We start from the raw sequence: 24,528 nt of genomic DNA, 5'->3' as shown, positions 1-24,528 counted from the left end.
TTTGAATAAAAAAGAGGTCTATTAAGACCTCTTTTTTTAGGTTTTTAGCTATTATTACTAGCGCTTAGCTCTTTTATAAATACCCTTAGCCAGTGCTTTAGCCATCATCGTCTGACTTTGCAAAAAGCCCTTATACTTGGGCAAATCATCATCGATATCTTCGACACGGCGATTATAAAATAGATGCATACTAGGCTTGGGTAGGGCAGCTACATCAGGATAATTAGTTGTCGGTATTAAGATAAGGTTACCAGATACCGCCATCTCTATGCTTGGTTTGTTACAGCGAGTGCAAAGGCCACGTTTGATGTTTGGTGGCAGCTTCCAGCGACGAAACTTAGTTCTAATTAGATTCAAATCATCGACATCAGATTTAAGTAAAACGGTCACATCATTAAAATCTTCGCCTGTAAACTCTTGGCAAATAGTACAGTGACAGATAAAGCGGGCAACAGGCTTATTTTTAATATTGTAAGTGTTGCTATAACAGGAGCACGAGCCTTGTTGCGGAGTAAACTTATTGCTCATTGACCAATCCTTAATATAAAAGTAATCATAATTTATTAGTTGAAAATATAGCATCATCTCAGCTTCCTTGTGTAGCAATCTCATGACGACAGTACTCAAAAGCTTAGCGGTAATTTTAGTGACTGTATCTTAACTAGCCTATATTGCTTGCCCGAAAGTCTTAACTTGCTGCAAAGTAATAATGCTCAAAGATCAACGACCTACTCAAAATACCAAATGTAGACACTACACAATATAGTTGTCCTCTTAAGTCGTTATTTGCTTGAAGTCTTTTGTGAGTATAAATTTATAAAACTTGCTAGCCATTAGCTTGGAAAGCTGTATTATTAATAGACTAAGTACTTATATGATGATTGAAGTTTAGCGAATAAGGGTATATAAAATGACAGGGATTGAGTTTTATAGCAATGGTCATATTATTAGCGAAGTCAACAGCATGCGCGATAAGCTTGGCAACTTGGCGAAACAGTATGCAGCTACGTCAGCGATGATCGTCACCGACGCTGGTATCAAGCAGTTGGGCTATGTTGATATCGCGCAGCAGTCGCTACAACAAGCTGGCATCAAGGTGATTGTTTTCGATAATGTGATTGCAGATCCACCCGTTGATATGGTTAACGAAGCTATAAGTTCGGCAAGATATCATCAATGCGACTTAATTATCGGTCTAGGGGGCGGCAGCTCCATCGATACTGCCAAAATTGTTGCTTTACATGCCAATGCTTTTGACTCAATTAGCGATATTTTAGATGCCGATTTGAGTGAGTTCAAAAAGGTACCTCTGTTTGCCATTCCTACTACCGCTGGTACTGGTGCAGAGTCTACCTTTGTCTCAGTAATTACTGCTATAGATGGCAGTAAAAAAGCTATTTATACGCCCAAAATCCTACCTGATGTCGCAATCTTAGACGCCACCTTGACCTTGAAGCTACCTCGTCATATCACAGCGGCTACCGCTTTAGATGCAATGGTACATTGTATCGAAGCTTATACCAGCCGTACCAAAAAGAATCCTATATCTGATACGCTTGCTATTAAAGGCCTACAATTGCTATGGAATAACTTTGAGCAAGTGCTTAACCACGGCGATGATATCAGAGCTCGTACCGATATGTTATTAGGTTCGACCCTTGCCGGTATCGCCTTTGTCAATTCGTCTGTTGCGGCCGTACATGGTCTCTCGTACCCGCTTAGTATCACCTTTCATATTCCACACGGTCATGGTAATGCCTTAGTTATGTGCCCTGTATTTGCTTTTAATTTGCCAGAAGCAGCGCCACTTTATGCCGAGCTGGCTCGCGCAGTTATGCCTGTGCAAACAAACGATATATCCGATTTAGCCGCTGCGAATCAGCTTATTGATCAATTAAAATACTTTTTACAAATGAGCGGTCTCAAATATCGTCTTAGTGAGTTGGATATCTTTGAGGATGATATTCCCGCTTTAGCAGATATCGTCATCAACACTTATATGCGTCTCATCGAAACTAACCCTAAAGATATAGATTTGGAACAAGTTAACGCTATTTATAAGGAGATAATGTAAGGTTTTTCGCCATAAAGACGGTTTAGATGACGTTATTGTTGGTGTTTATCATAACAAGGAAGTTAAACAGTCACTTAAGGATAGTCGCTATGCAAAATGCTCAATCAGAATATAAACTCGACGTTGTAGTCGATGGTTTTCATTATTTAGAAGGGCCGCGCTGGCATGAAGGCGCTTTGTGGTTCGTTGATTTTTATACTCAAGGCGTTTATCGAGTAAACGATGACGGTGCCGCAGAAGAAATCGTTCGCATTGATGAGCAGCCATCTGGATTAGGCTGGTTACCTGATGGACGTATGCTAGTAGTATCAATGAGAGACCGTAAAGTAATGCGCTTAGAGAATGATGGTGAGTTGGTAGTGCATGCTGACATCTCTGAGCACTGTGGCGGTCATGCTAACGATATGGTTGTCGCTCCCAATGGCAATGCTTATGTCGGTAATTTTGGCTTTGACTTAATGGGCGGTGCTGGTTATGAAGCTGCTGGTCTAGTACTCGTTAAGCCAGACGGTAGCTCACAGGTGGTTGCAGAGGGCTTAGCGTTTGCCAACGGGATGGTGATCTCTGCTGATGAAAAGACTTTAATCGTCAATGAGCTATTTGGTAATAAAATCTCTCAATTCGATATATTAGAAGATGGCACGCTAGGTGAAAGACGCGATTTTGCTAACTATGGAGAGCTTGGCGCTGAGCCTGATCTTGGCGTGCGTATTGGCAATGCCAAAATTTTACCTGATGGACTAGCATTAGATAGTGAAGGAGCGGTTTGGATTGCTAATACCCTCAATCAGCAAGCCCTGAGAATAGCGGAGGGTGGCGAAATCTTAGAGACTGTCAATACCGAATCCGAGGGTGTATTTGCAGTGGCTCTTGGCGGGCCTGATGGTAAAACACTATATATGTGCGCTGCACCTGATTGGGATGAAGCTTCACGTAAGGCTGAAACCAAAGCTCGCATGCTCTCTACCCAAGTAAAAGTAGCTCATGCGGGTACGCCTTAGATTTAAGGAGTCTTGAGAGAAAAAGAATAAAGCACTATAAAATAGTCCTCCTTTGATGACTTGAGAGGGGGTTATTTTGTGTATAGGCTACTAACTATCGGTTCTTAATCATTCTGGACAATTGGACTTGTTGCATAAATAAAAAATTAAGACGTCAGTAAAAAGACCATATAAAAAGAGGTCATAGTTGACCTCTTATTTATTACAAATATTTTACTTTACTAACAACCCAATTTACCTTCAGCCTCAAGCGCTTTTTTGCTGCGAATCGGTGCTGGGCAATCTTCGCCATAGTACTGACGATCGGCAAAGTAGCTAGAGCGCACCATAGGCCCTGCCCAAATATTAAAGAAGCCAATCTTTTTACCGTAGTCCATATAACGCTGGAACTCATCAGGATGCACGTAACGATCAACAGGCGCATGGTTTTTGCTAGGTTGCAAGTACTGACCAACGGTAATCATATCGACATTGTGCGCTTTTAAATCATCAAGTAGTTTATAAATCTCTTCTTCGGTCTCACCCAAACCAACCATGAAGCCGCATTTGGTGGCGATATCAGGACGACGCTCTTTATATAACTTAAGCAGATCTAAGGAATGCTGATAATCAGAGCCTGGACGGAAGGCTTTATACAGACGCGGCACAGTTTCGATATTATGGTTAAACACATCGGGCGCGGTCTCTGTTAGCAAATCAAGCGCGATGTCCATACGCCCGCGGAAATCAGGCACTAAGATTTCAATTAAGCAATTCGGACTTAGCGCACGCGACTCGTTTAGCACTTCAACGAAATGATTAGCACCACCATCTTTTAGATCATCACGATCAACAGAGGTAATAACGGCATACTTAAGCTCAAGACCTAAAATAGTTTCAGCAGTATGGCGCGGTTCATCTTTATCCAGCTCATTAGGGCGACCATGACCGACGTCACAGAACGGACAACGACGAGTACAAATATCACCCATAATCATAAAGGTCGCCGTACCATCAGAGAAGCACTGCGCTAGATTAGGGCAGGCAGCCTCTTCACAGACAGTATAGAGCTTTTGCTCACGCAGTTTGGCTTTGATACGTGCCACCTCAGCAGGAGAGGATAGCTTGACCCGAATCCAGTCTGGCTTTTTCTTCGCCTCGACGGTCGGGATGACTTTAATTGGGATACGCGCAACCTTATCGTAGCCACGTAACTTTTCGCCTTGAATGGCTTTTTTGGGTTTGGCTTTGGCAGCAGGAACATGCGTTTGTACGGCTAGTGAACTCATAGGCTTATCCTAAATCCTTATAATCTAAACCTTTATAATATAGGGGTTTTATTGACTGTTTTTAAAAAATAAGAAAGGGTTTTTGATAGATTGATTATAACAAAAATTACATCATTTTTCAGCATTCTTGCTAAAGCTATTATCGATTAACGTTTTACTATTTGTTTATATCAATATCCATCTCATTGAGCACCTCTATAGCGGCGCGGAATGCTTCTTGAGTGGCAGGGGCACCGCAGTAGGGCAGACTGTGCATCAATACCTCTCTGATCTCAGCGACACTAGCGCCATTATTAATAGCACCGCGAATGTGTCCTTTGAGCTCAGTAGGGCTTTTTTGCGCAATCAAAAAACTAATAGTAATCAGCGAGCGGTACTTGCGCGGTAATATCGACTCATCCTGCCAAGTGCTACCCCAAGCGTGTTCTATAATCCAATCTTGCAAGGGCTGGGTGAATGGTGTTGCTGCATCAAGAGAGCGCTGTACATGGGCGGCTCCCATAACGTCAGTACGAACCTTTAATCCATTTTCATAGTTTTCATTATGGCTTAGATTATTACTCTCTTTTATCGACTTGTTTTCCATGAGATTATCCTTGAGTTTATAATTAGGCGTGTCAAAAAGTAGTCTTACTAAAAATAGTATAAAAAACGATATAACCATCAGATGTAACGAGATAAATCTTAAATGATAAAGAGTATAGCAGTCGTTCTGTCTTTATTTAAGCGCTCATCGTCAGCTGGTTAGGGTGTTAAGCACTATTATTAAAGGTGTAGTAATCACATTATTTATGACACTATTTTTCTAATAAATGTTCAATATGGCCTTTAATATAAGCTAACTATAGATTGGTCATTAACATTTTGGGCGTTTTGAGCTATATTAGCAGGCATAATATCCCCTTTAGCGTATCGACGCAGGCGGTCATTCCGACTACCCACGTGTTGCGCTAGTAATTCATTGACGAGGATGACTATTGTGTTAGAAGCTTATCGTAAACATGTCGCAGAACGTGCCGAGCTAGGAATTGTACCCCTTCCCCTTAACGAGCATCAAGTAGCTGATTTAGTTGAACTCCTAAAAAACCCACCAGCGGGCGAAGATGAGTTCTTAATGAACTTGCTTGAAAATCGTATTCCAGCAGGTGTTGATCAAGCGGCTTATGTCAAAGCTGCATTTTTGGCCGCTATCGTGAAAGGCGAGGCGACATCATCACTTATTAATAAGAAAAAAGCGGTACAAATTTTAGGTACGATGCAGGGTGGCTACAACGTACAGCCATTAGTTGCCGCTTTAGATGACCAAGAGGTTGCACAAGAGGCTGCTGAGGCACTAAAGAAAACCTTGCTAGTATTTGATGCGTTCAATGATGTGACTGAAAAATCTGAAGCGGGCAATACTATCGCTAAAGAAGTTGTCCAATCTTGGGCAGATGCTGAATGGTTCACTAATCGCGCGGCAGTACCTGAGAAGTCAACGTATACGACGTTTAAAGTCACCGGCGAGACCAATACTGATGATTTATCTCCTGCGCAAGATGCGTGGAGCCGTCCTGATATTCCATTACATGCCTTAGCTATGCACAAAAACTCTCGTGATGGCATTGTCGCTGATGACGAGGGTGTGGTCGGCTCAATGAAGCAGATTGAAACTCTAAAAGAAAAAGGCTTTCCATTAGCTTATGTCGGTGATGTGGTTGGTACAGGCTCTAGCCGTAAATCTGCGACTAACTCAGTACTATGGTTAATGGGTGAAGATATCCCTAACGTGCCAAACAAACGTGGTGGCGGTCTAGTACTGGGTAATAATATTGCTCCTATCTTCTTTAACACCATGGAAGATTCAGGCGCACTACCTATTGAGAAAATCAACGTTGATAACCTAAACATGGGTGATGTGTTCGATATCTATCCGTATGAAGGCAAAATCACTACCCATGACTCTGAGGAAGTATTATCAACCTTTAAGCTAAACTCGCCGACGCTACTCGACGAAGTTCGTGCTGGTGGCCGTATTCCATTGATCGTTGGTCGCGGTTTGACCAATCGTGCTCGCGAATATATGGGTCTTGAGCATTCTGATGTCTTTGCCAAGCCAGAAGAGCCAGTAGATACGGGCAAAGGCTATACACTTGCACAAAAAATGGTCGGTAAAGCTTGTGGCCTACCAGGTGTACGCCCAGGCATGTACTGTGAACCAAAAATGACCACAGTCGGCTCGCAAGATACTACTGGCCCTATGACCCGTGATGAGCTAAAAGACTTAGCGTGTTTAGGTTTCCAAGCGGATCTAGTATTACAGTCTTTCTGTCATACGGCCGCTTATCCAAAGCCAGTCGACGTCGAGACTCAGCATACATTGCCTGATTTTATAATGAACCGTGGCGGTGTCAGCTTACGTCCAGGCGATGGTATTATTCATTCATGGTTGAACCGTATGTTACTTCCAGATACCGTAGGTACTGGTGGTGATTCACATACTCGTTTCCCAATGGGTATCTCATTCCCAGCAGGTTCTGGTCTAGTAGCGTTCGCAGCAGCAACAGGTGTTATGCCACTTGATATGCCTGAGTCTGTCCGTGTGCGTTTCGTAGGTGAGCGTCAGCCTGGTATCACGCTACGTGATTTGGTCCATGCTATTCCTTATCAAGCGATCAAAGATGGCTTATTGACTGTCGATAAAAAAGGCAAAATCAACGAGTTCAACGGTCGTATCCTTGAAATTGAAGGTCTAGAAGACTTAACGCTAGAGCAAGCGTTTGAGTTATCAGACGCCTCAGCCGAGCGTAGTGCTGCTGGTTGTACGATTACCTTGTCTGAAGAGTCTCTGACTGAGTATCTAAACTCTAACGTGACTTTGTTGAAATGGATGATCTCTGAAGGCTATGGCGATGCGCGTACTATTAGTCGTCGTGTAGAGCAGATGCAAGAGTGGCTGGCTAATCCAAGCCTAATGCGTGCTGACGAAGATGCTGAATACACTATTGATATGACTATCGATATGAGCACGATCAAAGAGCCGATTCTGTGCTGCCCGAATGATCCAGACGATGCTAAAACCTTAGCAGATGTCGCAGGCGATACGATTGATGAAGTATTCATCGGTTCTTGTATGACTAACATCGGTCACTTCCGCGCTGCAGGCAAACTACTGCAAGACGTGCCAGCAGGTAGCCTCAAGACTCGTCTATGGATTGCGCCACCGACTAAGATGGATGCGCGTCAGTTGATGGAAGAAGGCTATTACAATATTTATGCACAAGCAGGCGCTCGTACTGAGATGCCAGGTTGTTCATTATGCATGGGTAACCAAGCACGTATCGCTCCTAAGTCTACTGCCGTATCTACCTCTACGCGTAACTTCCCGAACCGTTTAGGTCAAGGCGCTAACGTCTATCTAGCGTCTGCTGAAGTCGCTGCAGTTGCAGCAGTATTAGGCAAACTGCCAACGAACGAAGAGTATCAGCAGTACGCTGGTATGCTCAACAGTATGGGCGATGAAGTGTATAAATACATGAACTTCGACCGTATGGAAGAGTATACAGAAGAGGCTGATAAAATTAGCGTTGCTCAGTTGACCTAATCATTTAATTTAACATCTAGCTTTTTTAAATAAACCCCGTGTCGTCATGATGCGGGGTTTTTTCATAAGAATTAGAAAGTATGAATAAACATTTGCAAACTTTTATTGAGTGTTTATAATTGAGGATTTAAATCTAATAGTAGCAATTAATAGTATATTTTGAGCACTACGATCTAATTAGCGTACCATTAGCTTTACCAGCCAATGACAAAATACAGATATATAGGTTAGAATTTTTATAGAGGATATTTGTGTGAGTTGCATAAAATTTGAAAAATATTGTCGGTTAAGAGAGGCGCAAGAAAAAGCGTCTGAGCTTAAGAGTGATGAAATAATTGTAAAGTTTAACGAGACTAAAGAAATTAGCAATGGCTTTCAAAATCCTACTAAATATATTAATGAATATCATTACAATTTTTGGTCTCATAAGAAATTTAATATACCTACACATTTAGTTATTTGTAAATGGGCGTTTATATTTATGTCAATATGTTCAATTATATTCTCGCTATATAGTTTGAATGTATTTAGTAAGGATGCATATCTATGGCGTTATGGGTTAGGAGTCATTATATTTTTCGTGTTCGCATTTATAGCAGCTTATAATATATTGTATATTCAAAGTATTGTTAATGAACAAATAATTAATATGTATAGTAAAAACCTGAAAGACAAAGATTTTGGAATTAAAGTTTCTAGTATGAAGGGTTGTGATAAATTTAATCATATAATTAAGATGAAAAGTAAGTCACATGTTAAAAAGGTTCAGAAAGATTGGATATCTAACAACTTTAATGAAATTAATAAGATTGAATTCGCAAAATTCGTTTCATTTTGGCAAAAGTTAAAACGCGATAATTCCATTGAAGACAAAAAAAGAATTAGAGATTTTTTTCATAATTCTAGCAATAACTATCATACTTATATTATCGCTTTATTTTCTCTATGTGGGGTTATTATCGTTGCCACAGGTGATGCAACAATATTTTATGAATTATTTACTATGGCAGGTTTAAAATATTATTTGCTACTTTTTTTATTAGGATTTGAAATAAGTTTTATAGTTAGTATTACTAGTTTGATGGCTGATGGAATAATAAATAATTATGATGATTTCATTAACGACATTTTAAAGTCAGACGATAGTCCAAGTGATTTAAGAGTGAAGCGTTTTGTTAACGTACTTCTGAATTATGATCAATAAACCTTATGCACAAGTCATTGCTGGCTTTTAGTATTTTAGTAGCCAAATTTTATTCTGATATTATAAAATTTAACGCTCATTTTATCGCTCATAAAAGTGAGCGATAAAACGAGCGATAAAGTTCTTGGCTACCTACCCACATATACAGGCTTACGTTTCTCCATAAACGCGCTAATACCTTCCTTAAAGTCATCCGTTTTGGCAAGCATCGTCTGCTGATTGACTTCCATATCGAGTGCTTCATTCAGTCCCATATAGGCATGAGTGTTAATCATATGTTTCATTGATGCCAATGCTTTGCCGGGCAGGTTACTCAAACGAGTTGCTAGCGCTAACACCGTTGCATCTAACTCGTCACTACTGACCACGTTATTAACTAAGTTTAAACGTGCCATATCTTCCGCTTTGAGCTTATCACCGAGCATGACCATTTCTGTCGTTTTGGCGACACCGATTAATTGAGTTAATAAATAAATACCACCTGCATCAGGTACTAGACCGATATTCACGAATGCCTGTACGAATTTGGCGTTATCAGCGGCGATACGGAAGTCACAAGTGAGTGCTAAGTTCATACCAGCACCTGCGACCGCACCTTCTAACTTGGCGATAATTGGCTTATGAATAGCGCGTAGCTTTAGGCTAATTTGACCAACTTCGCCGACCATAAAGTTGAGTTTGTCAGATAAGGCGTCACCTTCCATACCGTTCTCAAGCATCTCACCAATATGACCGCCACTGGAGAAACTGCCGCCTGCGCCTTGCAAGACAATCACACGGACTTGGCTATCGTAATCCGCTTTATTGAGTGCATTCATCATGGCGTCTTTTAGAGTAGTGCTAAAGGCATTTAAAGTCTTAGGATCGTTCATAGTGATAGTAGCGATATGATCTTTCATTTGATAATCGACAGTAGGCTGCGGCATACAATGTATCCTTGTTTAAGTGATTATAATAACTGGTGTCATGCTGATGATTGGTGCTAACAACTATAGCAGTTTGGCATTATTATAAAAGTGGATTCTATGAACCTCTAGGGTATCAATATAAATCCTAGAACTCAGATCCTAAAACTTGGTATTCAAAAATTTTGCTATCAAATGGATAGTTTCTAACTTATGCTAAAAGCTTGATGCAAGTATAAGCACTCAACTTATTAATCCATTATTTTATCTACAATGTATAACAACAAGGAAGTCATCATGCCCAATATTCAGCTAAATAACACCACTATATATTACGAAGACAGTGCGCCAAGCGATACTACTAAGCCCATCATATTATTCGCCCATGGCTTGCTGTGGAGTACCAAAATCTATGATAAGCAAGTCGCGCATTTTGCTAAGGATTATCGTTGTATCGCTTTTGATTTTCGCGGGCAAGGGCAGTCTCAGATTACCAAAGGCGGCTATGATATGGATACCTTAGCCGATGATGCCATTGGATTACTTGAGGCGCTAGATATTGATAGCTGTCATTACGTAGGTCTGTCGATGGGTGGTTTTGTCGGGCAACGTGTCGCTATAAAACGACCAGAGTTATTGAATTCGCTTACTCTAATAGATACCTCAGCTGATGCCGAAGACCCTACTAATATTCCAAATTATAAGAAACTAGTGACGGCTATCAAGTGGCTGGGCATGAAAAGGGTGAGCAAAAAGGTGATGCCTATTATGTTTGGTAGTACCTTTTTGGCAGATAAAGCCCGTAAGGTCGATAACAAAGAATGGCTGTCTCTGTTAAATAGCAACCGTAAAGAGGGGGTCGTCAAAGCGACTATGGGCGTTATAGAGCGTGATGGTATTTATGATCGGCTCGGTGAAATTACCACGCCAACTTTAGTCATTGTAGGTGATGAAGATGTCGCCACCCCTTATGCCAAGGCTGAACGTATGCATTTTGCGATCAAAGGATCAAAGATGGCAGTGATTAAAGGCTCAGGTCATACCTCAACCGTTGAAGAGCCTGAACAAGTGAATACGGTAATGAGTAAATTCTTGAACAGCTGTGTTTAATTATTTATGCTAATAAGTTGAATCTAAGCAAATAAAAAGCCGCTCTCAAATATTTGAGAGCGGCTTTTTATCTGAAATCTATGAGCTCAAAGCAGTGGTTTATAGTCACTGTTACCATCATTGATCGTGCCGAATACTTGAGCTCGATTGATGACTTCATCCGCCCATGCACGATGAGTGGCAGGCTCTAGCATAGTATTATTATACTTAAATACGGCTTTGGCCTCACTATGTAGTATTGCTTGCGCTTCATCAAGCATGCTAGTCGGCACACAGTAAGCTTGCTGAACTAAAGCGATTTGACTCGGATGAATGACGGTTTTGCCAACGAGCCCTAAGCTGACATCACGGTTTAACTCCTGCATAAAGAGCATTGGCTGATCCAAATACTCAAACACAGGTGCACTCAAATAAAAGCCATGGGGCACAAAGCAGCCAAGTAACTGATAAGCCAGCGTACCGATAGGGGTATCATAAATGATATTGTTTTTAGGGCGACGTAGACGCAATGCGGCAAATAAGTCATTGCCACCGATGCGTAGCGCAAAAACAGGCTGACTAAAGGCTTCTTTAAAACCAATAGCCAGCTCTTGATTATGATGCGGGTTGAATAGCGCGGCGGTCTCAAGCGTTGGCATCAACAACTGCTCAGCACTCAAGTTCTGACAAGCCATACGCCAATTCGATAAACTATACATATCAACTTTAGGTAGTACAAAACCATCAAGTAGCTCGATATGTCTAAAATCAGCGAGCTTTTGTAGCATCATAGGGTTTCGCGCGCGCACAAATACTAGAGGTCGCGTCGGCTGATTGTTTTGCTGCTGTAGATGAGTGGCATCTTGTCTTGAGGGTTCATTAATACTATGCACATGCAATGCCCAGTTATCGAGCAAGATTTGCAGGCGAGTAAGCGCCAGCTCAACATCACTATGACTCACCGAATCCTCTAAGCAGATGATAATGCTATTGATCGTTGGCAGCTTATCGCGCTTGATGACCTGCCAGATATCTTGGCGAGTAGCAGGCATATATAGGCTGGCACCCAATTGATAAGGATGATGGGCGTGTGGCTTAATCATCGCATGACGCTCAGTGATAAGCGTAGCGTAAGACTGAGTAGAGTTATAAAGGTTGGATTCGTTGTCTGTCATATCATCCATAATCAGTGTGATAAATAGTAAGGTAAAGTTAGCATAAAAGCCGAATTTTAAATATGAGCCGTACGTTGTTTGATAATAGTAATGGCTTGATAAGGCAGTATTTTATCACCTAATACCGTAATTTCAATATTACGCTGGGCACATAAATGACGTAACAGTCTGGTGTCAGGATGATCGGCAGAGGCTAACAATACTTGCTCAGGATCACGGCGTAATATCGCTCTTGTTGCCTCTGCAATAGTTGGCTTGATACGATTGCGATTGGTTATCTTATATTGATCAGCCAAAGTATCAATTAAATCAGCCGTTTGGTAACGTGGATGCTCAAATCTCGCTAGTAATCGAGTGGTCATAGCCAATGACTGCCTTAGCGTATCGATAGTATCAATAAATGCTAAGCTATTATCACTCTCTACTAAGTTGTCATAAAACACGCTGCGATGTAGACCTGATTCAGGATCAGTATAAAGACTGCGCGAGATCAATCCTGATACGGTGCTATTTAATAATCCTGATGGTATCAGCCAATCATCTGTACTGGCAGCAAGCCAAGCCATGCCAGCAGGATCAGCAAGGGTCAATAGGGGAATGATGTCCGTGCCCTGATGAAAAAAGTTATTATAATTGGCATGAGTAGAGTCGTTGAACGGCTCAAGGCTACGCGCTAACTCCTGATAAATAGCTCCTTTGCCTGTCCAACCATCAACGAATACGATTGGACTATCTGGATACTTGTCTAAAATAAGCTGTAACGCGATACTATCGAGGCCGCGGTCACGAATAATGCTAATGCCATAATGCTGACTTGGCAGATGATAAGTGCGGTTAGCATCTTTTAGGGCGCGTTGTAATAATACCCCAACGGGCAATCCTGCACGGACTAAACTGACTAATATTAGAGGATGCTCGCTATTAACTTTATCATTAAAAATGTGATGTAGCGTAAAAGCTAAATTTGCAATGTCAGTGGCAGTACGTGGCGCTCCTTGATCCAATGCTTGCTTATAAAGCTGATCGTGCATGGCGCTTGGCGCTTGCTCCAAGGTCAACATATCTGAATAATGGCGCTGACCGCTTTGAATCAAGGCTTCTTTTTCACTCACAGGAACATCAGCGACTGTCGTTTTATCGACGATGTCTAGCAGTACAGTGACATCGGATGGCAGATAGCTGCCTGAACCAAAGCTTTCGATAGGCGGCAAATTAGAATGTGTCATAGAAGGCTCTGTGATCAGTAGGGCTAAAGTTAGAGATGCTAAAATTATTTATAAGTATTAAAAATTATTTAAAGCTGAATGTAACTGACCATGATTGGGCATGCCATACCAGTCCAATAATTGTAGAAATGGCAAATCTGCTAAGCTATCACCAAAGCCAAAACTGGGTCGCGTATTGTCTAAACGATGCTCTAGTAAGAATTGTACCGCATGGCGCTTATGAATAGCATGCGGCAGAATCGCTAAATTATTAGCATTTACATGCACATAAAAATGCTGATCAAAATCACGTATTAACGAGGGTAATTTATTAGCAAGCTCAATCAGCGCTTGATGATCTTTTTGCGCGTGCTTAATTGCTAAATAAATCGTTAATTCGTGCTCGCTAGAGCCATTATTATTGCTATTACCACCATTAAAAGTATCTTTATGTGGCGTAAATACTAGCTGACTAGTATCGTTTTTACTATGACTAGCAAACAGTTCGCTAAGCTGATTGAGTTTGTCCTGTAATGGCTCAAGCTCATTATAAATATGCTGTTGCCAAGCGTCCAGTCGCGCGCCATTTGGCATTAGAACAATCGCGCCATGGGTCAGTACTTGCCAGCTGCTAAAGGGTAGTTTTACACGTTTAATTTCGCTAGTATCACGAGCGGTTACCACTATCAATTCAGTGCTGACGAGTAACCAATTAAAAAAGTTAGCTTGGCGAGTAGTCATAAAGCTAAGCGGTTCATCTTTTTTATTAACCGTCGCGCAAACTAAACTCTCAGAATCGTTAGCTACTAAATCCCAAGCGTCAATCTTACGCTGGGTCTGAAACAGCGTATCATCCAAATCCATTAGCGCGTAGGGTTTGATAATGTTTGGGTTTGGCTGGAAGAATGGGATAGTCATATATCAGCACCCACCACCAATACATTATCCAAATCCTGCCACATCGCATCAACACTATCTGCTGGCGTTTCTACACAAAGTACAATCAAGTCCCAATCCTTTGGCTCGACGTTATAGACAAAGTTAGTCATACCCAGCCCATAATTATCGGTAAAGCTCATCATAGTCGTAATCGCACCGCCAAGCGCAATCGGCGAGCGAGTAAGCGCACTAAATTTGATATCATGTTCTACATGGTTTGCGCGCGTGTTTTGCTCTAACCATTCTGCTAATAAAAACGGTAACCAGACAAATTCGTTACAGCCTAATACTAAAATTCTCTTCGGTAGCTGATCTTCTTCAAAAAGTGTTTGCTCAAAAGCGACCTGATTATTAAAGCCTGCAAAAGCTTTTTTAAACCGCTTTAAATAACTCTCAAAGCCATCAGTGCTATCCAAAGTCGGAAAGCGACCCCAATTGCCAGTTGGTAAAATAGGCTGCGAGCCAGCTGCTGTAGTATCAACCGATGGCATAGTAATGGGTTCAGGATTGGGTGCATCTGTCCACTGCCAAGCACCTGATAGTAGATGATGACGATAAAAGTCGATATTCGGCAAACGTGAAGCAATCTTATCAGAAACAGTATCATCTAATCCTGTTTGCTCTAATGACCAATCGACTAAAGTGGTCAGATGCACTTGCTCTAATTGCGTCAGTCCTGCATCGCGTAAGGCAGTGACTACGTTGATACAAGTATTGCCTGTTGAGGCCTCATCATCGACCATGATGACCGTTTTACTAGCGAGCAATTGCGCTTGGGTCACTTTATCAGAGCTTTGATAAATCAAATGCTGGCTGGCATGGCTGTGGTCTTCGCTAAAGGTGGTAAGCAGTGTTTCAGTATTATTCCCATCGCTAGTTTCATCGTGCTGGGCGTGACGGGTAGAGTTTAGTAATAGTGCATTGGGATAGCGCGTTTGCAGGGCTTGGTGCACACCAGCGGATAGTCCTACAGCAGTCTCTGCCATACCAATCACTAAAATTGGCTCAGATAAATTATCAGGTACTAAACTGGCTAGATCGGTAAAAGCACGACGCATAGTACTAGGAGCCACTGGAATATGGCGGCCTAATACTTTTGAGACGAATAAAAATGCGCGTTTAGGATTAATGCGTTGAGCGAAACCGAGTAGGTCCTCTAACTCATAAGCACTATCATTACCAGCCACATTATTGGTTTGATAGGTTAAATCAAGCGTACCCCGTGGTAGGGTAATGGTTGTAATTTTTTGCTTATCTGACATCTTATTCCTCAGTGAAACTTTGACTATTTTATAGTTTTAAAATTTGCTTAACCTTCACAGCCGACTAGCCACAGCGCACTGCGACTTTGTTTACTGAGCTGTGGCGTTGATAATAATGCACTCATTTTCAATAAACTTGTTTTATTAGTGGATGCATTATCCAGACTGATACCAGCGCTGGCTAATAGCGCTGATAATAACTGAAATTTTACTGCATAGTTGAGGTTTTGCGCGTGCTCATGGACAAAGCTGGACGTCACCATACCGACTACTTCGCCCGTTGGCAATAGCAGTGGACTGCCACTAGAGCCAGGCTGAATCGGCGCGGTAAACTGTATATAACGAATATCATCGCCAGAGCCAGTCAAGCCTGAGATACAGCCTTGAGTCACTTGCAGTTGACTACTAAGTCCAGACAGCGGAAAGCCTAATGTCGTAATCGTCTCGCCCAAGATATCACTACAGCGCTGTGCTAATGGAAGGTAGTGAGGAAGTGGCTCATTGACTCGAATGATCGCCGAGTCGCTGCCGATATCAGCGAGTACCACTTGCGCCTCGCGATCGGGCTGACCCTGCTGACGAATACCGATTAGATTGGCTGATTCGATGACATGATAGCAAGTTAATAAATGATAGTCATCAATGGCAAATGCCGTACCCGTCCACGTTTCACCCGTTTGAACTTGTCTTGGTGGACGCACATCATTATTACTGGCAGTCTGGTTTTGCTGGCGCTGAGCATCTTGAATGAGCTCATGAACATTGGGCGGCCTAATATCGAGACTCACTTGTACACGCTGCTCTAAACTATTGAGCCCTTGAGTAGAGGCCTCACCTAAGGCACGGCATTTATACTGACCGTTGCGTTGGTAGATCTCCAGTACGATAGCGGCTTTTACATGGCGCTCGGTGGTAGCAAAGTCGTACGTGATAGCGCCATCATTTAAGCGCAAATTGACTTTGTTTAGCTCAACGGCTGGCAAGTTAAGCGTTGGCTCATGATAAGCATAAGCGATGAGCTGTAAAAAGCTGACGTTTTGGTTGTTAAATAAGTCTTGTAAGTTAAGTTGCCACGCGCTTGGCGTATCAGTACTATCCAACTTCGCCCAGTCTTTTGGCTCATGCAAATAAGCAGGACTACAAGCCGCTTTGCGACTGGCATCTAAAGGTAGCCACAACAGTCCCAGCTGCTGACCAAACTTAAGATTATCGGGCGTAGTAAAAGCGACTGAGCACTGCGCTTGCTCAATAACGGTATTAGCGCCTAATACTAAAGTATTCTGTACTGTCATTGCGCGCCTCGAATCAAAATATACTGCATAATTATACTATTATCGATATCTTATGGAGCGGTTATCGATATTTTGTAGAGTCTTTGTCGTTATTATAGACCGATAACATTGGCTTATTCTAATGCTTTTCTTTATGGGCTTGGCATAAGACTTCTGAACACTATTTTATTCATTGCCATTCATACTAAGCTGTTAGATAATCAAAAATCAATGAGTACAAATGTTAAGTTTCGTTTAAGCTCCTATCGCCAATCTCAAGCTAATTTTATTAAATTAGCATTTTTTGAGTAGATCATATGACAGCTCAATTTGAAGCGGATACCGTCTCTGTACGCACCCAATACTTTCGCGTCATCTTAATGGGGATTAGCGCGTTCGTTATTAATACCACAGAGTTTGTTCCTGTAGCATTACTCAGTGATATTGCCAAAGATTTTTCTATTACTACCGCCGAAACAGGATGGATGTTGACTCTGTATGCGTGGGTAGTCGCGGCAATGTCATTGCCCTTGATGTTATTGACTAGCAGACTTGAGCGTAAGCGCTTACTACTGGCGCTGTTTATAGTATTTATCGCCAGCCACGCGTTATCGGTGTTTGCCTGGAGCTTTCAGGTCTTGCTTATTAGTCGGGTAGGTATCGCTTTTTCTCATGCGATATTTTGGGCAATCACTGCCGCTATAACCTTGCGCGTAGCACCTGAAGGTAAAAGGGCTTTAGCACTGAGCATATTAGCGACAGGTACGTCACTAGCGCTAGTATTAGGTGTGCCCATTGGGCGGATACTAGGTCAATGGTTTGGTTGGCGTACCACCTTTGCAGGTATCGGTATTATTGCTTTTATCGTGTTTGTTTTACAGGCAAAGCTACTGCCAAACTTGCCTAGTATGTTTGATGGGTCGTTTAAAAAGCTTCCAGAACTATTAAAAAACCCCTTGTTGGTGTGTTTATATCTATTTTGCTTCGTCGTATTTACCGCTGATTATGCCGCTTACTCTTATATCGAACCCTTTATGAATCGGGTCGGATCGCTTAGCGAAAACTCAGTCACTTTTATACTACTATTATTCGGCTGTGCAGGGCTTATCGGCAGCTATATCTTTAGTCGTTGGAGCGATACATCCACTGTAATAATGATGTTAGTCTCTACAATACTGATATTGGTATCTATGCTGCTGATGCTATGGACGGTGACGTCAATTTGGTGGTTCAGTATCATTACCGTGATTTGGGGCACTGCTATGCTACTACTGATGCTCACCATTCAATCAAAAGTCATTGAGATTGATATCAATGCGCAGGATATGGTGATGGCGATGTTCTCTGCTGTTATCAATTTAGGCATAGGCATGGGAGCTTTGCTCGGTGGCTATGCGGTTACTTATATCTCAATTTCAAGCGTCGGTTTCGTCGGTGCAGCTATTGCCTTTGTCGCGCTGTTGTTAATGATTTATATGATAAAACGCTTTGATGAGTTGAATTGAAAGTTAAGATATGGAAAAAGCTTTAATGAGGGCAGACAGATGGATAATATAGCTTTGCTTGAGTTATAGGTCAGAAAGCTATACTTTAAGTAGAAATTAAAAACTTAAGATTTGTATGCAGTTTTTAGAGCTCTAATAGATAACCTTTACGATGGGGTAAATTAATAACGATAGCTTCAACGATATCAATAGAAGCTATGCTTTACGTTTAAGCATGTTTTTTACGTAGCTAAGTTCTATATCGCTAGGCAGTATAATTCTTTCTGGTTGAAAAGAATTAGGCATTTTATTGATATTAAAATAATTTATTTCATTTATTTTTTGTTCTGTGGTTAGATCTACAAATTTATTTATATAATCTATATTGTTGCTAAAGATTAAAGATTTTCTTGGACTGATATTTACATTTGTTAAATAACTGCCATTATAGTTACCCATTTTTCTAACAGGCACTGTTGACGTAACAAACCTATCTCGCTCTATATTTATTTCTAAACAATGTAAGTTTTTTTTCATTAATATGGATTGAAAGCTTGGAAACAACTCATTATCATCTATTAAACGGCTAATTTTCATATACATATTGTATAAACTAGTCTTAAAAACGTTATTTTCTTCTGGCAAAGGTTTTTTAACTTTAAGGTTGAGTTCGTGAATAGCTATGCATAGGAATACATAATGTTCATTATTTATCAAATCCTCAAAACCATCTTCTATTTTTGTCAACTCTACTTTGTTTTTAATTTCTTCATAGCCACTTGATATTGATTTTAAAGATTGTGGATTTCTAGCATCAAGAAGAACTAGAAACTTGAAAAAGTTACTTTTGGTACGAGAAGATAAATCTTTCCAACTTTTATTTCTAACTTTTATTACATCATTGTCTAAAAGATTGTCTATAAAAGGAGAAAGAAATTGAGACTCTATCTCATCACCATCAAACATATATAAATTGTTTTCAAGAGCAGTTTTCCTAGTTGGGCTTTTAAAAGTCTTATCTTCTTTTATAATGTAACAACTAAGCATTCCATTGGTAAGCCAAGGCTTTAAAAAAAACTGTGGTACATAATGATGTTTTTTGGGTGGGTTCATGAATTTATTTACCTTAGCTAAAAATGATAGAACATCAACTTAATTATTAATAATATAAATCATATTAACGGTATTCGTAAAATAAAACGTTTATCTTCATATTTTATGGCTATATAAATAAACCTCTGTATTCTGTGAAAGCACTCTATAAAGCATTTCCCTTGCAATGAGCTAGGATTAGTAAGTGTCTGGGAGATCATTACCCGAAGCGCAAGACGAAAAGCTGTACTTAGAGTAAATTAACATGCAGTTTTTAGACGGTTCTCACAAGTCACCTGTGCGGTGAATAAGCATGCCCAAATTGCGTTATTTACACTGGACGATTTCTAGATCACTTGTTCATAACCAGTTAATTTTATTAATTATTTTTGATCGATTAAAAAATTGTTTTGGGTATAACTTAGGTATTAGAGGTTAACACAGTTTAAATTTCACTCAACTATTTCTCCCTCTATCTTTACACTAGTCATCACTGAGCGTACCTGACAGGGTGTAATTTGCTCAATAATGTCTTCTAGTCTGGGCTTAGCCGTTAAGCCTAACCAATAGCCAAACGCTATTTGCGTTAAGTCAACTCCGCTATGAGTGGTATAACTGATTCCACCAGCAGGCCGACTGTTTATCTCCAGCACACAGTGCTGACCGTCATCATTTTGTTTAGTCTGCACACTGACGATTCCATCACAGCCAAAGGCTTTTATTAAGGGAATGACTACCGCCATGACCGACTCATCATAGCCGATATGCTGAATTTTTCCAGTCTTATAGCGAGTGACAGCGGCAAGTACCTCGCCATATTCACAGACCACATCTATAGAATACTCACGTCCTGATAAATAAGGCATCAGTAGCATCGGAATCGGGCGCTCTTTGATGATCTGACTATTATCGTAAGCTTCAATAAACTGCGCCGTGTTGATCTTTTTCTCTTCTGTAAAATACAGGTGCTCAAAGCTATCGTAGTGCTCACTAGTCTCTTTACCTGTATCAAGTCGCCAAAACCCTTGGGCAAAAATACCCGTGACAGGCTTGACACATAGCGGCTGATGATCGTGCTTGGCAAGTAAGGTTTTGAGCTCGGCAGTATTATCAAAGCGCCATGCGGTTGCCACTGGAATATCATGCGTAAGGCAACGCTGCATAAAAGCAAATTTGTCTTCAATTGAAGCCAGTGCCTCTACGCTAGTTGCACCAGTTAATAGCCGAATACCGGCCACAGTGAACTGCTCTCTATGTACTTCATAGTCGATACCATTACGACCAGTCAATAATACTTTGACATTATCTTTTTGAGCATTTTCTAGTACAAACTGCCAGCGTGGTCCGATAGGCTCAGCTATCACGTCTTCACTACCATCATTGCTAACATAAGGCTCTAAATAGACCTCGTCAGCATATTCAAAAATCTCAGCACGATTATGTCGATGTGAAGCGATAATAGAAAAAGGCGTTGCAGCGTCAGCTTTTAGGCTTTGTAAGCTGGCAAGCATATCGCGCTGGCTGGACTGACCTTCGGCGAGCCATGCAGCAACTGGTTTTTCTTGTATATCGCTATTACTAATAGTATCCATAATATTCTCAAAACACCCTAAATATAAGTCATCGTCATTATATACAACTGCGGCAAAATATAAATGTTTATAGACTGTTAAGATTAAAAGCTCGTTTTTGGATGTAGATTTGGTAGGCAGTTATAAAGCTTAGAAGTCGCTATAAAAGTAGCTCTTTATCCATGCTACTATATGACAATAGTGAAACAGGCATCAATAGACCCGCATTAATTATTATAAATTTAAGGACAAATACTATGAGTCAAACCCTAATCGCTGGCGCCAATGCGCCACTGCCAACCGATAATATCAGCATTCGTATATTAAGCCAAAACGCTATCGACTGCGCAGCCTATCGCTTAACCACTGATGGCAAAGTGCGCGGCGATGGCGATATGATTTTTTATGGTCAAAAGAGTAGTGACGATAATAGTGTTAGCTTTCGTGGTCATGACAGCGATGGATTTTTTGATATTAATTTATCGAGCCAGCCTGCTGCTATCGATAAAATTGCCTTAGCGTTTTCAAGTGATCAAACCTTGTCGCAGCTTGGCGATGTCGATATTCAAGTATTGCAGGGCAGTCAAGTGCTATTGACCTGTCAGCTAAGTAGCAGTGGACGCGATGAAAAAGCTATTATCTTAGCCGAATGTTATCGTCGTCAGGGCAGTTGGAAGTTCCGTTTTATCGCCCAAGGTTTTGCAGGCGGGCTGAAGCCTTTGTCTGAGCACTTTGGTGTTGAGATTGCCGATGAAGCACCCACGCCACCAGTTAACAATCATTCGATTAATACGCAAAAGCCCCAGCCGATTAATACTACAAGAGCAGGCAGTGCAAATCAGACAAGTACACCGCCACCGATTCCTACTACTAATTCTTCGACAACTGCTACACCCTCAAATATTAATCTTAGCAAAATAACTTTAACCAAAAACCAAACCAGTATCAACCTGACCAAACGTGATGATTTTGGCAAGATATCGGTTAACTTAAACTGGAATCAGCGTCCTAATGTAGACAAAGCCGCACCGAAAAAAGGCTTGCTAGGCGATTTATTTAAGTCACATGGTGCTAGCGGTATTGATCTTGATGTGGGCGCAATGATACACCTGAAAAATGGCGAAAAAACCTTGATTCAAGCCTTGGGAAATCGCTTTGGTAGCCTGCAGACTGCGCCTTTTGTTTGCTTGCGAGCTGATGATAGAACAGGTCAAGTCAGTGGCGGTGAGTGGCTCGATATTAACGGTCAGCAATGGGCACAGATTGAAGAAGTATTTATCTTTGCCTTTATCTACGAGGGCGCACCGAACTGGGCGCAGACTGATGGGGTAGTGACCGTCCATGTCCCAGAGCAGCCACCTATTGAGACGCGCTTGACCGAAGGCGCTGGAAATCTACCAATGTGTGCGATTGCACGTTTAGTCAATCAACAAGGCAGTATCAACGTTGAGCGCATCAACCAATACTTTAAAGGGCATCAAGAGATGGATAAAGCCTTTAATTGGGGCTTTAGCTGGAAGCGTGGCCGTAAGTAGAAGTCCTAGCGGTATTTTTCATACCCGTTAGAAATTGCGATTAGTTATTAGTTTTACGATAGTGACTGAATTAACCTACAGTGCCAAAAATAGTTATTTGCTACGGAGATAAGAGAATTTAATGTGGGAAATATTGTCACAGATGTTATCTCGGATGACTCTTATCGTCACTATTGCATTCTTGATAACTAGACTATCAATATTTAGAAAGATGATTTACCACCGAGTTGGTTTAATAGATCTGCTCTTTTTGACCTTGATATTCGGTATATTTGGGGTGATTGGTAATTATACTGCATTGGTTGTAGAGCCAGGCAACCATACGGTCATATCCAATTTATGGAATCCTACTCTTGAGTCTAATAATGCAGTAGCAGACACAAGAAACATTGGCATCATTATTGGTGGATTTTTTGCAGGTCCTATAGTAGGCATAGGAGCGTCCTTAATTGCAGGCGCACATCGTTTATTTATGGGTGGCTTTATTAGTGGTCCTGTTTTTTGGGTATCTATTTTTGGCGGAGCTCTTTCAGGATGGTGTGGCTACAAATGGCGCGGAATTGGTCGAGTCAAGCCTAAATACATGTTTTTTACCAGCATCATTATTTTAACCATTCAAATCTTGGCTATTCCCATTTTAACTGCCGATAGTAATGCTGCTCTCAAATTAATTAGTTTTACAGGCCCACCTATTATAATTGTTAATAGTATAGGAATATGGATTTGTGCACTGATATTTTATAATGTGGTAGAAGAAGAGGATAAAACGAGAGCAAGTCAAACCGTCAAAACCTTTTCCATTGCTGACCAAACCTTTTCTTTATTTCGAGCAGGTCTTGATGAAAAATCCGCTAAAGAAAGTACAGAAATCATCAGAAAATTAACTGCCGTAGAGCATGTTGCTATTACAAGAGGGTTACGTGAACTAGCTTATACGGGAGGCGCAACCAATAAAAAAAGAGATAGTAATGAGGATTTAATTTCACGTAAGCGGGTTCTGGCAACCGGTAAATCAGTACTGAATGAATCAAAGTCGAAAGCTTTTTTTTCTAATAAGTCTAATAGCAAAGCTTCTGTAGTCGTACCATTTTGTGTTTACGAAAAAATAATCGGTACTATTACCTTTTATTATGCAAGCTCAAGTCATATCAGTGCTGTTGAAAAAGAACTCATCGAAGGTTTGGGTAAACTCTTTTCAAATCAATTGGAGCTTGGTGAGATTGAACGTCATAATCAGCTGCTACAAAATTCAAAAATAGAAGCCTTACAAGCGCAAATTCAACCTCACTTTTTATTCAATGCTCTCAATACAATTGTCGCTTTATGTAGAATAGATCCTATGCTAGCGCGAGACTTGCTATTGCATTTATCAACTTATCTGCGAAATAATTTGACTGGAATCGCAGATTTCCTAGTTCCAGTCGCTAAGGAAATGGAAAATGTTCAAGCTTATTTGGCCATTGAACAAGCTCGTTTCCCAGATAGGTTTGAGGTGCATATAGCCATAGAGCCCAATTTAACTGAACAGCTGATTCCTCCCTTCATCGTTCAACCTTTAGTTGAGAACGCAATAAAGTATGGCGGATTTAAAAAAGCAATCGCTAAAGGCGTTATTTGCATTAAGATTAAGAAAGTATCAGAAAATTTAATATCGATTAAGGTTTCTGATAATGGCGTTGGCATCGCATCAAATCGTATAGTAGATCTGGGCGAACGTGTAGTGGAGTCGTCCAAAGATGGAACTGGCACCGCATTATTTAATATAAAAGAACGACTGACCGCTTTGTACAGTCAAGATGTGAGTTTTAAGATAGACAGTCACTGTGACAAAGGAACTTGTGTCTCAATTATATTACCAGCTAAAACCTAG

The 24,528-nt window shown here is 40.9% G+C and carries 19 protein-coding genes; 8 read left to right on the top strand and 11 right to left on the bottom strand.

Features of this window, described 5'->3' with window-relative positions:
- Positions 1-57: 57 nt before the first annotated feature.
- Positions 58-528 (bottom strand): GFA family protein, encoded by a 471-nt coding sequence (locus Q9G97_RS09205; RefSeq protein WP_201569684.1) that lies wholly within the window; start codon positions 526-528, stop codon positions 58-60.
- A 382-nt stretch (positions 529-910) separates the two neighbouring features.
- On the opposite strand from Q9G97_RS09205, the gene Q9G97_RS09200 reads away from it, so the two are divergent.
- Entirely contained in the window at positions 911-2,074 is a 1,164-nt protein-coding gene (locus Q9G97_RS09200; RefSeq protein ID WP_305898562.1) for an iron-containing alcohol dehydrogenase, read from the top strand.
- Between the two features lie 89 nt (positions 2,075-2,163).
- Positions 2,164-3,075, top strand: a complete 912-nt coding sequence (locus Q9G97_RS09195) for an SMP-30/gluconolactonase/LRE family protein (protein WP_305898561.1) — start codon at positions 2,164-2,166, stop codon at positions 3,073-3,075.
- A 221-nt stretch (positions 3,076-3,296) separates the two neighbouring features.
- Here Q9G97_RS09195 and lipA read toward each other — a convergent pair whose 3' ends face one another.
- A complete protein-coding gene (lipA, locus tag Q9G97_RS09190) occupies positions 3,297-4,343 on the bottom strand; it encodes a lipoyl synthase (RefSeq protein ID WP_305898560.1) in 1,047 nt (348 codons plus the stop codon).
- Positions 4,344-4,500: 157 nt separating this feature from the next.
- Positions 4,501-4,929, bottom strand: a complete 429-nt coding sequence (locus Q9G97_RS09185) for a carboxymuconolactone decarboxylase family protein (protein ID WP_305898559.1) — start codon at positions 4,927-4,929, stop codon at positions 4,501-4,503.
- Positions 4,930-5,322: 393 nt separating this feature from the next.
- Here Q9G97_RS09185 and acnB point away from each other — a divergent pair, with 393 nt between their 5' ends.
- Both acnB and Q9G97_RS09175 read left to right on the top strand, forming a co-directional pair.
- The gene (gene acnB / locus Q9G97_RS09180) at positions 5,323-7,926 is read left to right on the top strand and encodes a bifunctional aconitate hydratase 2/2-methylisocitrate dehydratase (RefSeq protein WP_305898558.1); all 2,604 of its coding nucleotides are present in this window, start codon (positions 5,323-5,325) and stop codon (positions 7,924-7,926) included.
- A gap of 253 nt (positions 7,927-8,179) precedes the next feature.
- Positions 8,180-9,130 (top strand): hypothetical protein, encoded by a 951-nt coding sequence (locus Q9G97_RS09175; protein ID WP_305898557.1) that lies wholly within the window; start codon positions 8,180-8,182, stop codon positions 9,128-9,130.
- Positions 9,131-9,258: 128 nt separating this feature from the next.
- On the opposite strand, the gene Q9G97_RS09170 is transcribed toward Q9G97_RS09175, so the two are convergent.
- The gene (locus Q9G97_RS09170) at positions 9,259-10,056 is read right to left on the bottom strand and encodes an enoyl-CoA hydratase/isomerase family protein (protein WP_305898556.1); all 798 of its coding nucleotides are present in this window, start codon (positions 10,054-10,056) and stop codon (positions 9,259-9,261) included.
- A gap of 276 nt (positions 10,057-10,332) precedes the next feature.
- On the opposite strand from Q9G97_RS09170, the gene Q9G97_RS09165 reads away from it, so the two are divergent.
- A complete protein-coding gene (locus Q9G97_RS09165) occupies positions 10,333-11,145 on the top strand; it encodes an alpha/beta fold hydrolase (protein ID WP_305898555.1) in 813 nt (270 codons plus the stop codon).
- Between the two features lie 86 nt (positions 11,146-11,231).
- On the opposite strand, the gene Q9G97_RS09160 is transcribed toward Q9G97_RS09165, so the two are convergent.
- Genes Q9G97_RS09160 through Q9G97_RS09140 form a run of 5 tightly spaced genes read right to left on the bottom strand, consistent with a single transcriptional unit; the run spans position 11,232 to position 16,997 of the window.
- The gene (locus tag Q9G97_RS09160; RefSeq protein ID WP_305898554.1) at positions 11,232-12,299 is read right to left on the bottom strand and encodes an HpcH/HpaI aldolase/citrate lyase family protein; all 1,068 of its coding nucleotides are present in this window, start codon (positions 12,297-12,299) and stop codon (positions 11,232-11,234) included.
- A gap of 56 nt (positions 12,300-12,355) precedes the next feature.
- On the bottom strand, positions 12,356-13,525 hold the full coding sequence (locus Q9G97_RS09155) for a cysteine protease StiP family protein (RefSeq protein WP_305898553.1): 1,170 nt from the start codon (positions 13,523-13,525) through the stop codon (positions 12,356-12,358).
- A gap of 57 nt (positions 13,526-13,582) precedes the next feature.
- A complete protein-coding gene (locus Q9G97_RS09150; RefSeq protein WP_305898552.1) occupies positions 13,583-14,422 on the bottom strand; it encodes an HAD hydrolase family protein in 840 nt (279 codons plus the stop codon).
- A complete protein-coding gene (locus Q9G97_RS09145; RefSeq protein WP_305898551.1) occupies positions 14,419-15,705 on the bottom strand; it encodes a phosphoribosyltransferase domain-containing protein in 1,287 nt (428 codons plus the stop codon). Before Q9G97_RS09145 ends, Q9G97_RS09150 begins: the two co-directional genes overlap by 4 nt.
- Before the next feature lie 47 nt (positions 15,706-15,752).
- The gene (locus Q9G97_RS09140) at positions 15,753-16,997 is read right to left on the bottom strand and encodes a serine protease (RefSeq protein WP_305898550.1); all 1,245 of its coding nucleotides are present in this window, start codon (positions 16,995-16,997) and stop codon (positions 15,753-15,755) included.
- A gap of 296 nt (positions 16,998-17,293) precedes the next feature.
- Here Q9G97_RS09140 and Q9G97_RS09135 point away from each other — a divergent pair, with 296 nt between their 5' ends.
- The gene (locus tag Q9G97_RS09135; RefSeq protein ID WP_305898549.1) at positions 17,294-18,481 is read left to right on the top strand and encodes a sugar transporter; all 1,188 of its coding nucleotides are present in this window, start codon (positions 17,294-17,296) and stop codon (positions 18,479-18,481) included.
- A gap of 195 nt (positions 18,482-18,676) precedes the next feature.
- Here Q9G97_RS09135 and Q9G97_RS09130 read toward each other — a convergent pair whose 3' ends face one another.
- On the bottom strand, positions 18,677-19,573 hold the full coding sequence (locus Q9G97_RS09130; RefSeq protein WP_305898548.1) for a DUF4238 domain-containing protein: 897 nt from the start codon (positions 19,571-19,573) through the stop codon (positions 18,677-18,679).
- A 431-nt stretch (positions 19,574-20,004) separates the two neighbouring features.
- Complete coding sequence (locus Q9G97_RS09125; RefSeq protein ID WP_305898547.1) at positions 20,005-21,144, bottom strand: ATP-grasp domain-containing protein; 1,140 nt, start codon at positions 21,142-21,144, stop codon at positions 20,005-20,007.
- 236 nt (positions 21,145-21,380) lie between these two features.
- On the opposite strand from Q9G97_RS09125, the gene Q9G97_RS09120 reads away from it, so the two are divergent.
- Positions 21,381-22,658, top strand: coding sequence for a TerD family protein (locus Q9G97_RS09120; RefSeq protein WP_305898546.1), 1,278 nt, complete (start codon positions 21,381-21,383; stop codon positions 22,656-22,658).
- Positions 22,659-22,779: 121 nt separating this feature from the next.
- Complete coding sequence (locus tag Q9G97_RS09115; RefSeq protein ID WP_305898545.1) at positions 22,780-24,528, top strand: LytS/YhcK type 5TM receptor domain-containing protein; 1,749 nt, start codon at positions 22,780-22,782, stop codon at positions 24,526-24,528.

Source organism: Psychrobacter sp. M13, from assembly GCF_030718935.1.
GTDB classification, from domain to species: Bacteria; Pseudomonadota; Gammaproteobacteria; order Pseudomonadales; family Moraxellaceae; genus Psychrobacter; species Psychrobacter immobilis_G.
The sequence above is the reverse complement of the archived record's forward strand: the minus strand, read 5'-3'. Positions and strand labels throughout refer to the sequence as shown.

Excerpts from the sequence above, each read along its gene's own strand:
- Q9G97_RS09205 (WP_201569684.1), bottom strand. The coding sequence starts at position 528 with ATGAGCAATAAGTTTACTCCGCAACAAGGCTCGTGCTCCTGTTATAGC.
- Q9G97_RS09200 (WP_305898562.1), top strand. The coding sequence starts at position 911 with ATGACAGGGATTGAGTTTTATAGCAATGGTCATATTATTAGCGAAGTC.
- Q9G97_RS09195 (WP_305898561.1), top strand. The coding sequence starts at position 2,164 with ATGCAAAATGCTCAATCAGAATATAAACTCGACGTTGTAGTCGATGGT.
- lipA (WP_305898560.1), bottom strand. The coding sequence starts at position 4,343 with ATGAGTTCACTAGCCGTACAAACGCATGTTCCTGCTGCCAAAGCCAAA.
- Q9G97_RS09185 (WP_305898559.1), bottom strand. The coding sequence starts at position 4,929 with ATGGAAAACAAGTCGATAAAAGAGAGTAATAATCTAAGCCATAATGAA.
- Q9G97_RS09170 (WP_305898556.1), bottom strand. The coding sequence starts at position 10,056 with ATGCCGCAGCCTACTGTCGATTATCAAATGAAAGATCATATCGCTACT.
- Q9G97_RS09165 (WP_305898555.1), top strand. The coding sequence starts at position 10,333 with ATGCCCAATATTCAGCTAAATAACACCACTATATATTACGAAGACAGT.
- Q9G97_RS09160 (WP_305898554.1), bottom strand. The coding sequence starts at position 12,299 with ATGACAGACAACGAATCCAACCTTTATAACTCTACTCAGTCTTACGCT.
- Q9G97_RS09155 (WP_305898553.1), bottom strand. The coding sequence starts at position 13,525 with ATGACACATTCTAATTTGCCGCCTATCGAAAGCTTTGGTTCAGGCAGC.
- Q9G97_RS09150 (WP_305898552.1), bottom strand. The coding sequence starts at position 14,422 with ATGACTATCCCATTCTTCCAGCCAAACCCAAACATTATCAAACCCTAC.
- Q9G97_RS09145 (WP_305898551.1), bottom strand. The coding sequence starts at position 15,705 with ATGTCAGATAAGCAAAAAATTACAACCATTACCCTACCACGGGGTACG.
- Q9G97_RS09140 (WP_305898550.1), bottom strand. The coding sequence starts at position 16,997 with ATGACAGTACAGAATACTTTAGTATTAGGCGCTAATACCGTTATTGAG.
- Q9G97_RS09135 (WP_305898549.1), top strand. The coding sequence starts at position 17,294 with ATGACAGCTCAATTTGAAGCGGATACCGTCTCTGTACGCACCCAATAC.
- Q9G97_RS09130 (WP_305898548.1), bottom strand. The coding sequence starts at position 19,573 with ATGAACCCACCCAAAAAACATCATTATGTACCACAGTTTTTTTTAAAG.
- Q9G97_RS09125 (WP_305898547.1), bottom strand. The coding sequence starts at position 21,144 with ATGGATACTATTAGTAATAGCGATATACAAGAAAAACCAGTTGCTGCA.
- Q9G97_RS09120 (WP_305898546.1), top strand. The coding sequence starts at position 21,381 with ATGAGTCAAACCCTAATCGCTGGCGCCAATGCGCCACTGCCAACCGAT.
- Q9G97_RS09115 (WP_305898545.1), top strand. The coding sequence starts at position 22,780 with ATGTGGGAAATATTGTCACAGATGTTATCTCGGATGACTCTTATCGTC.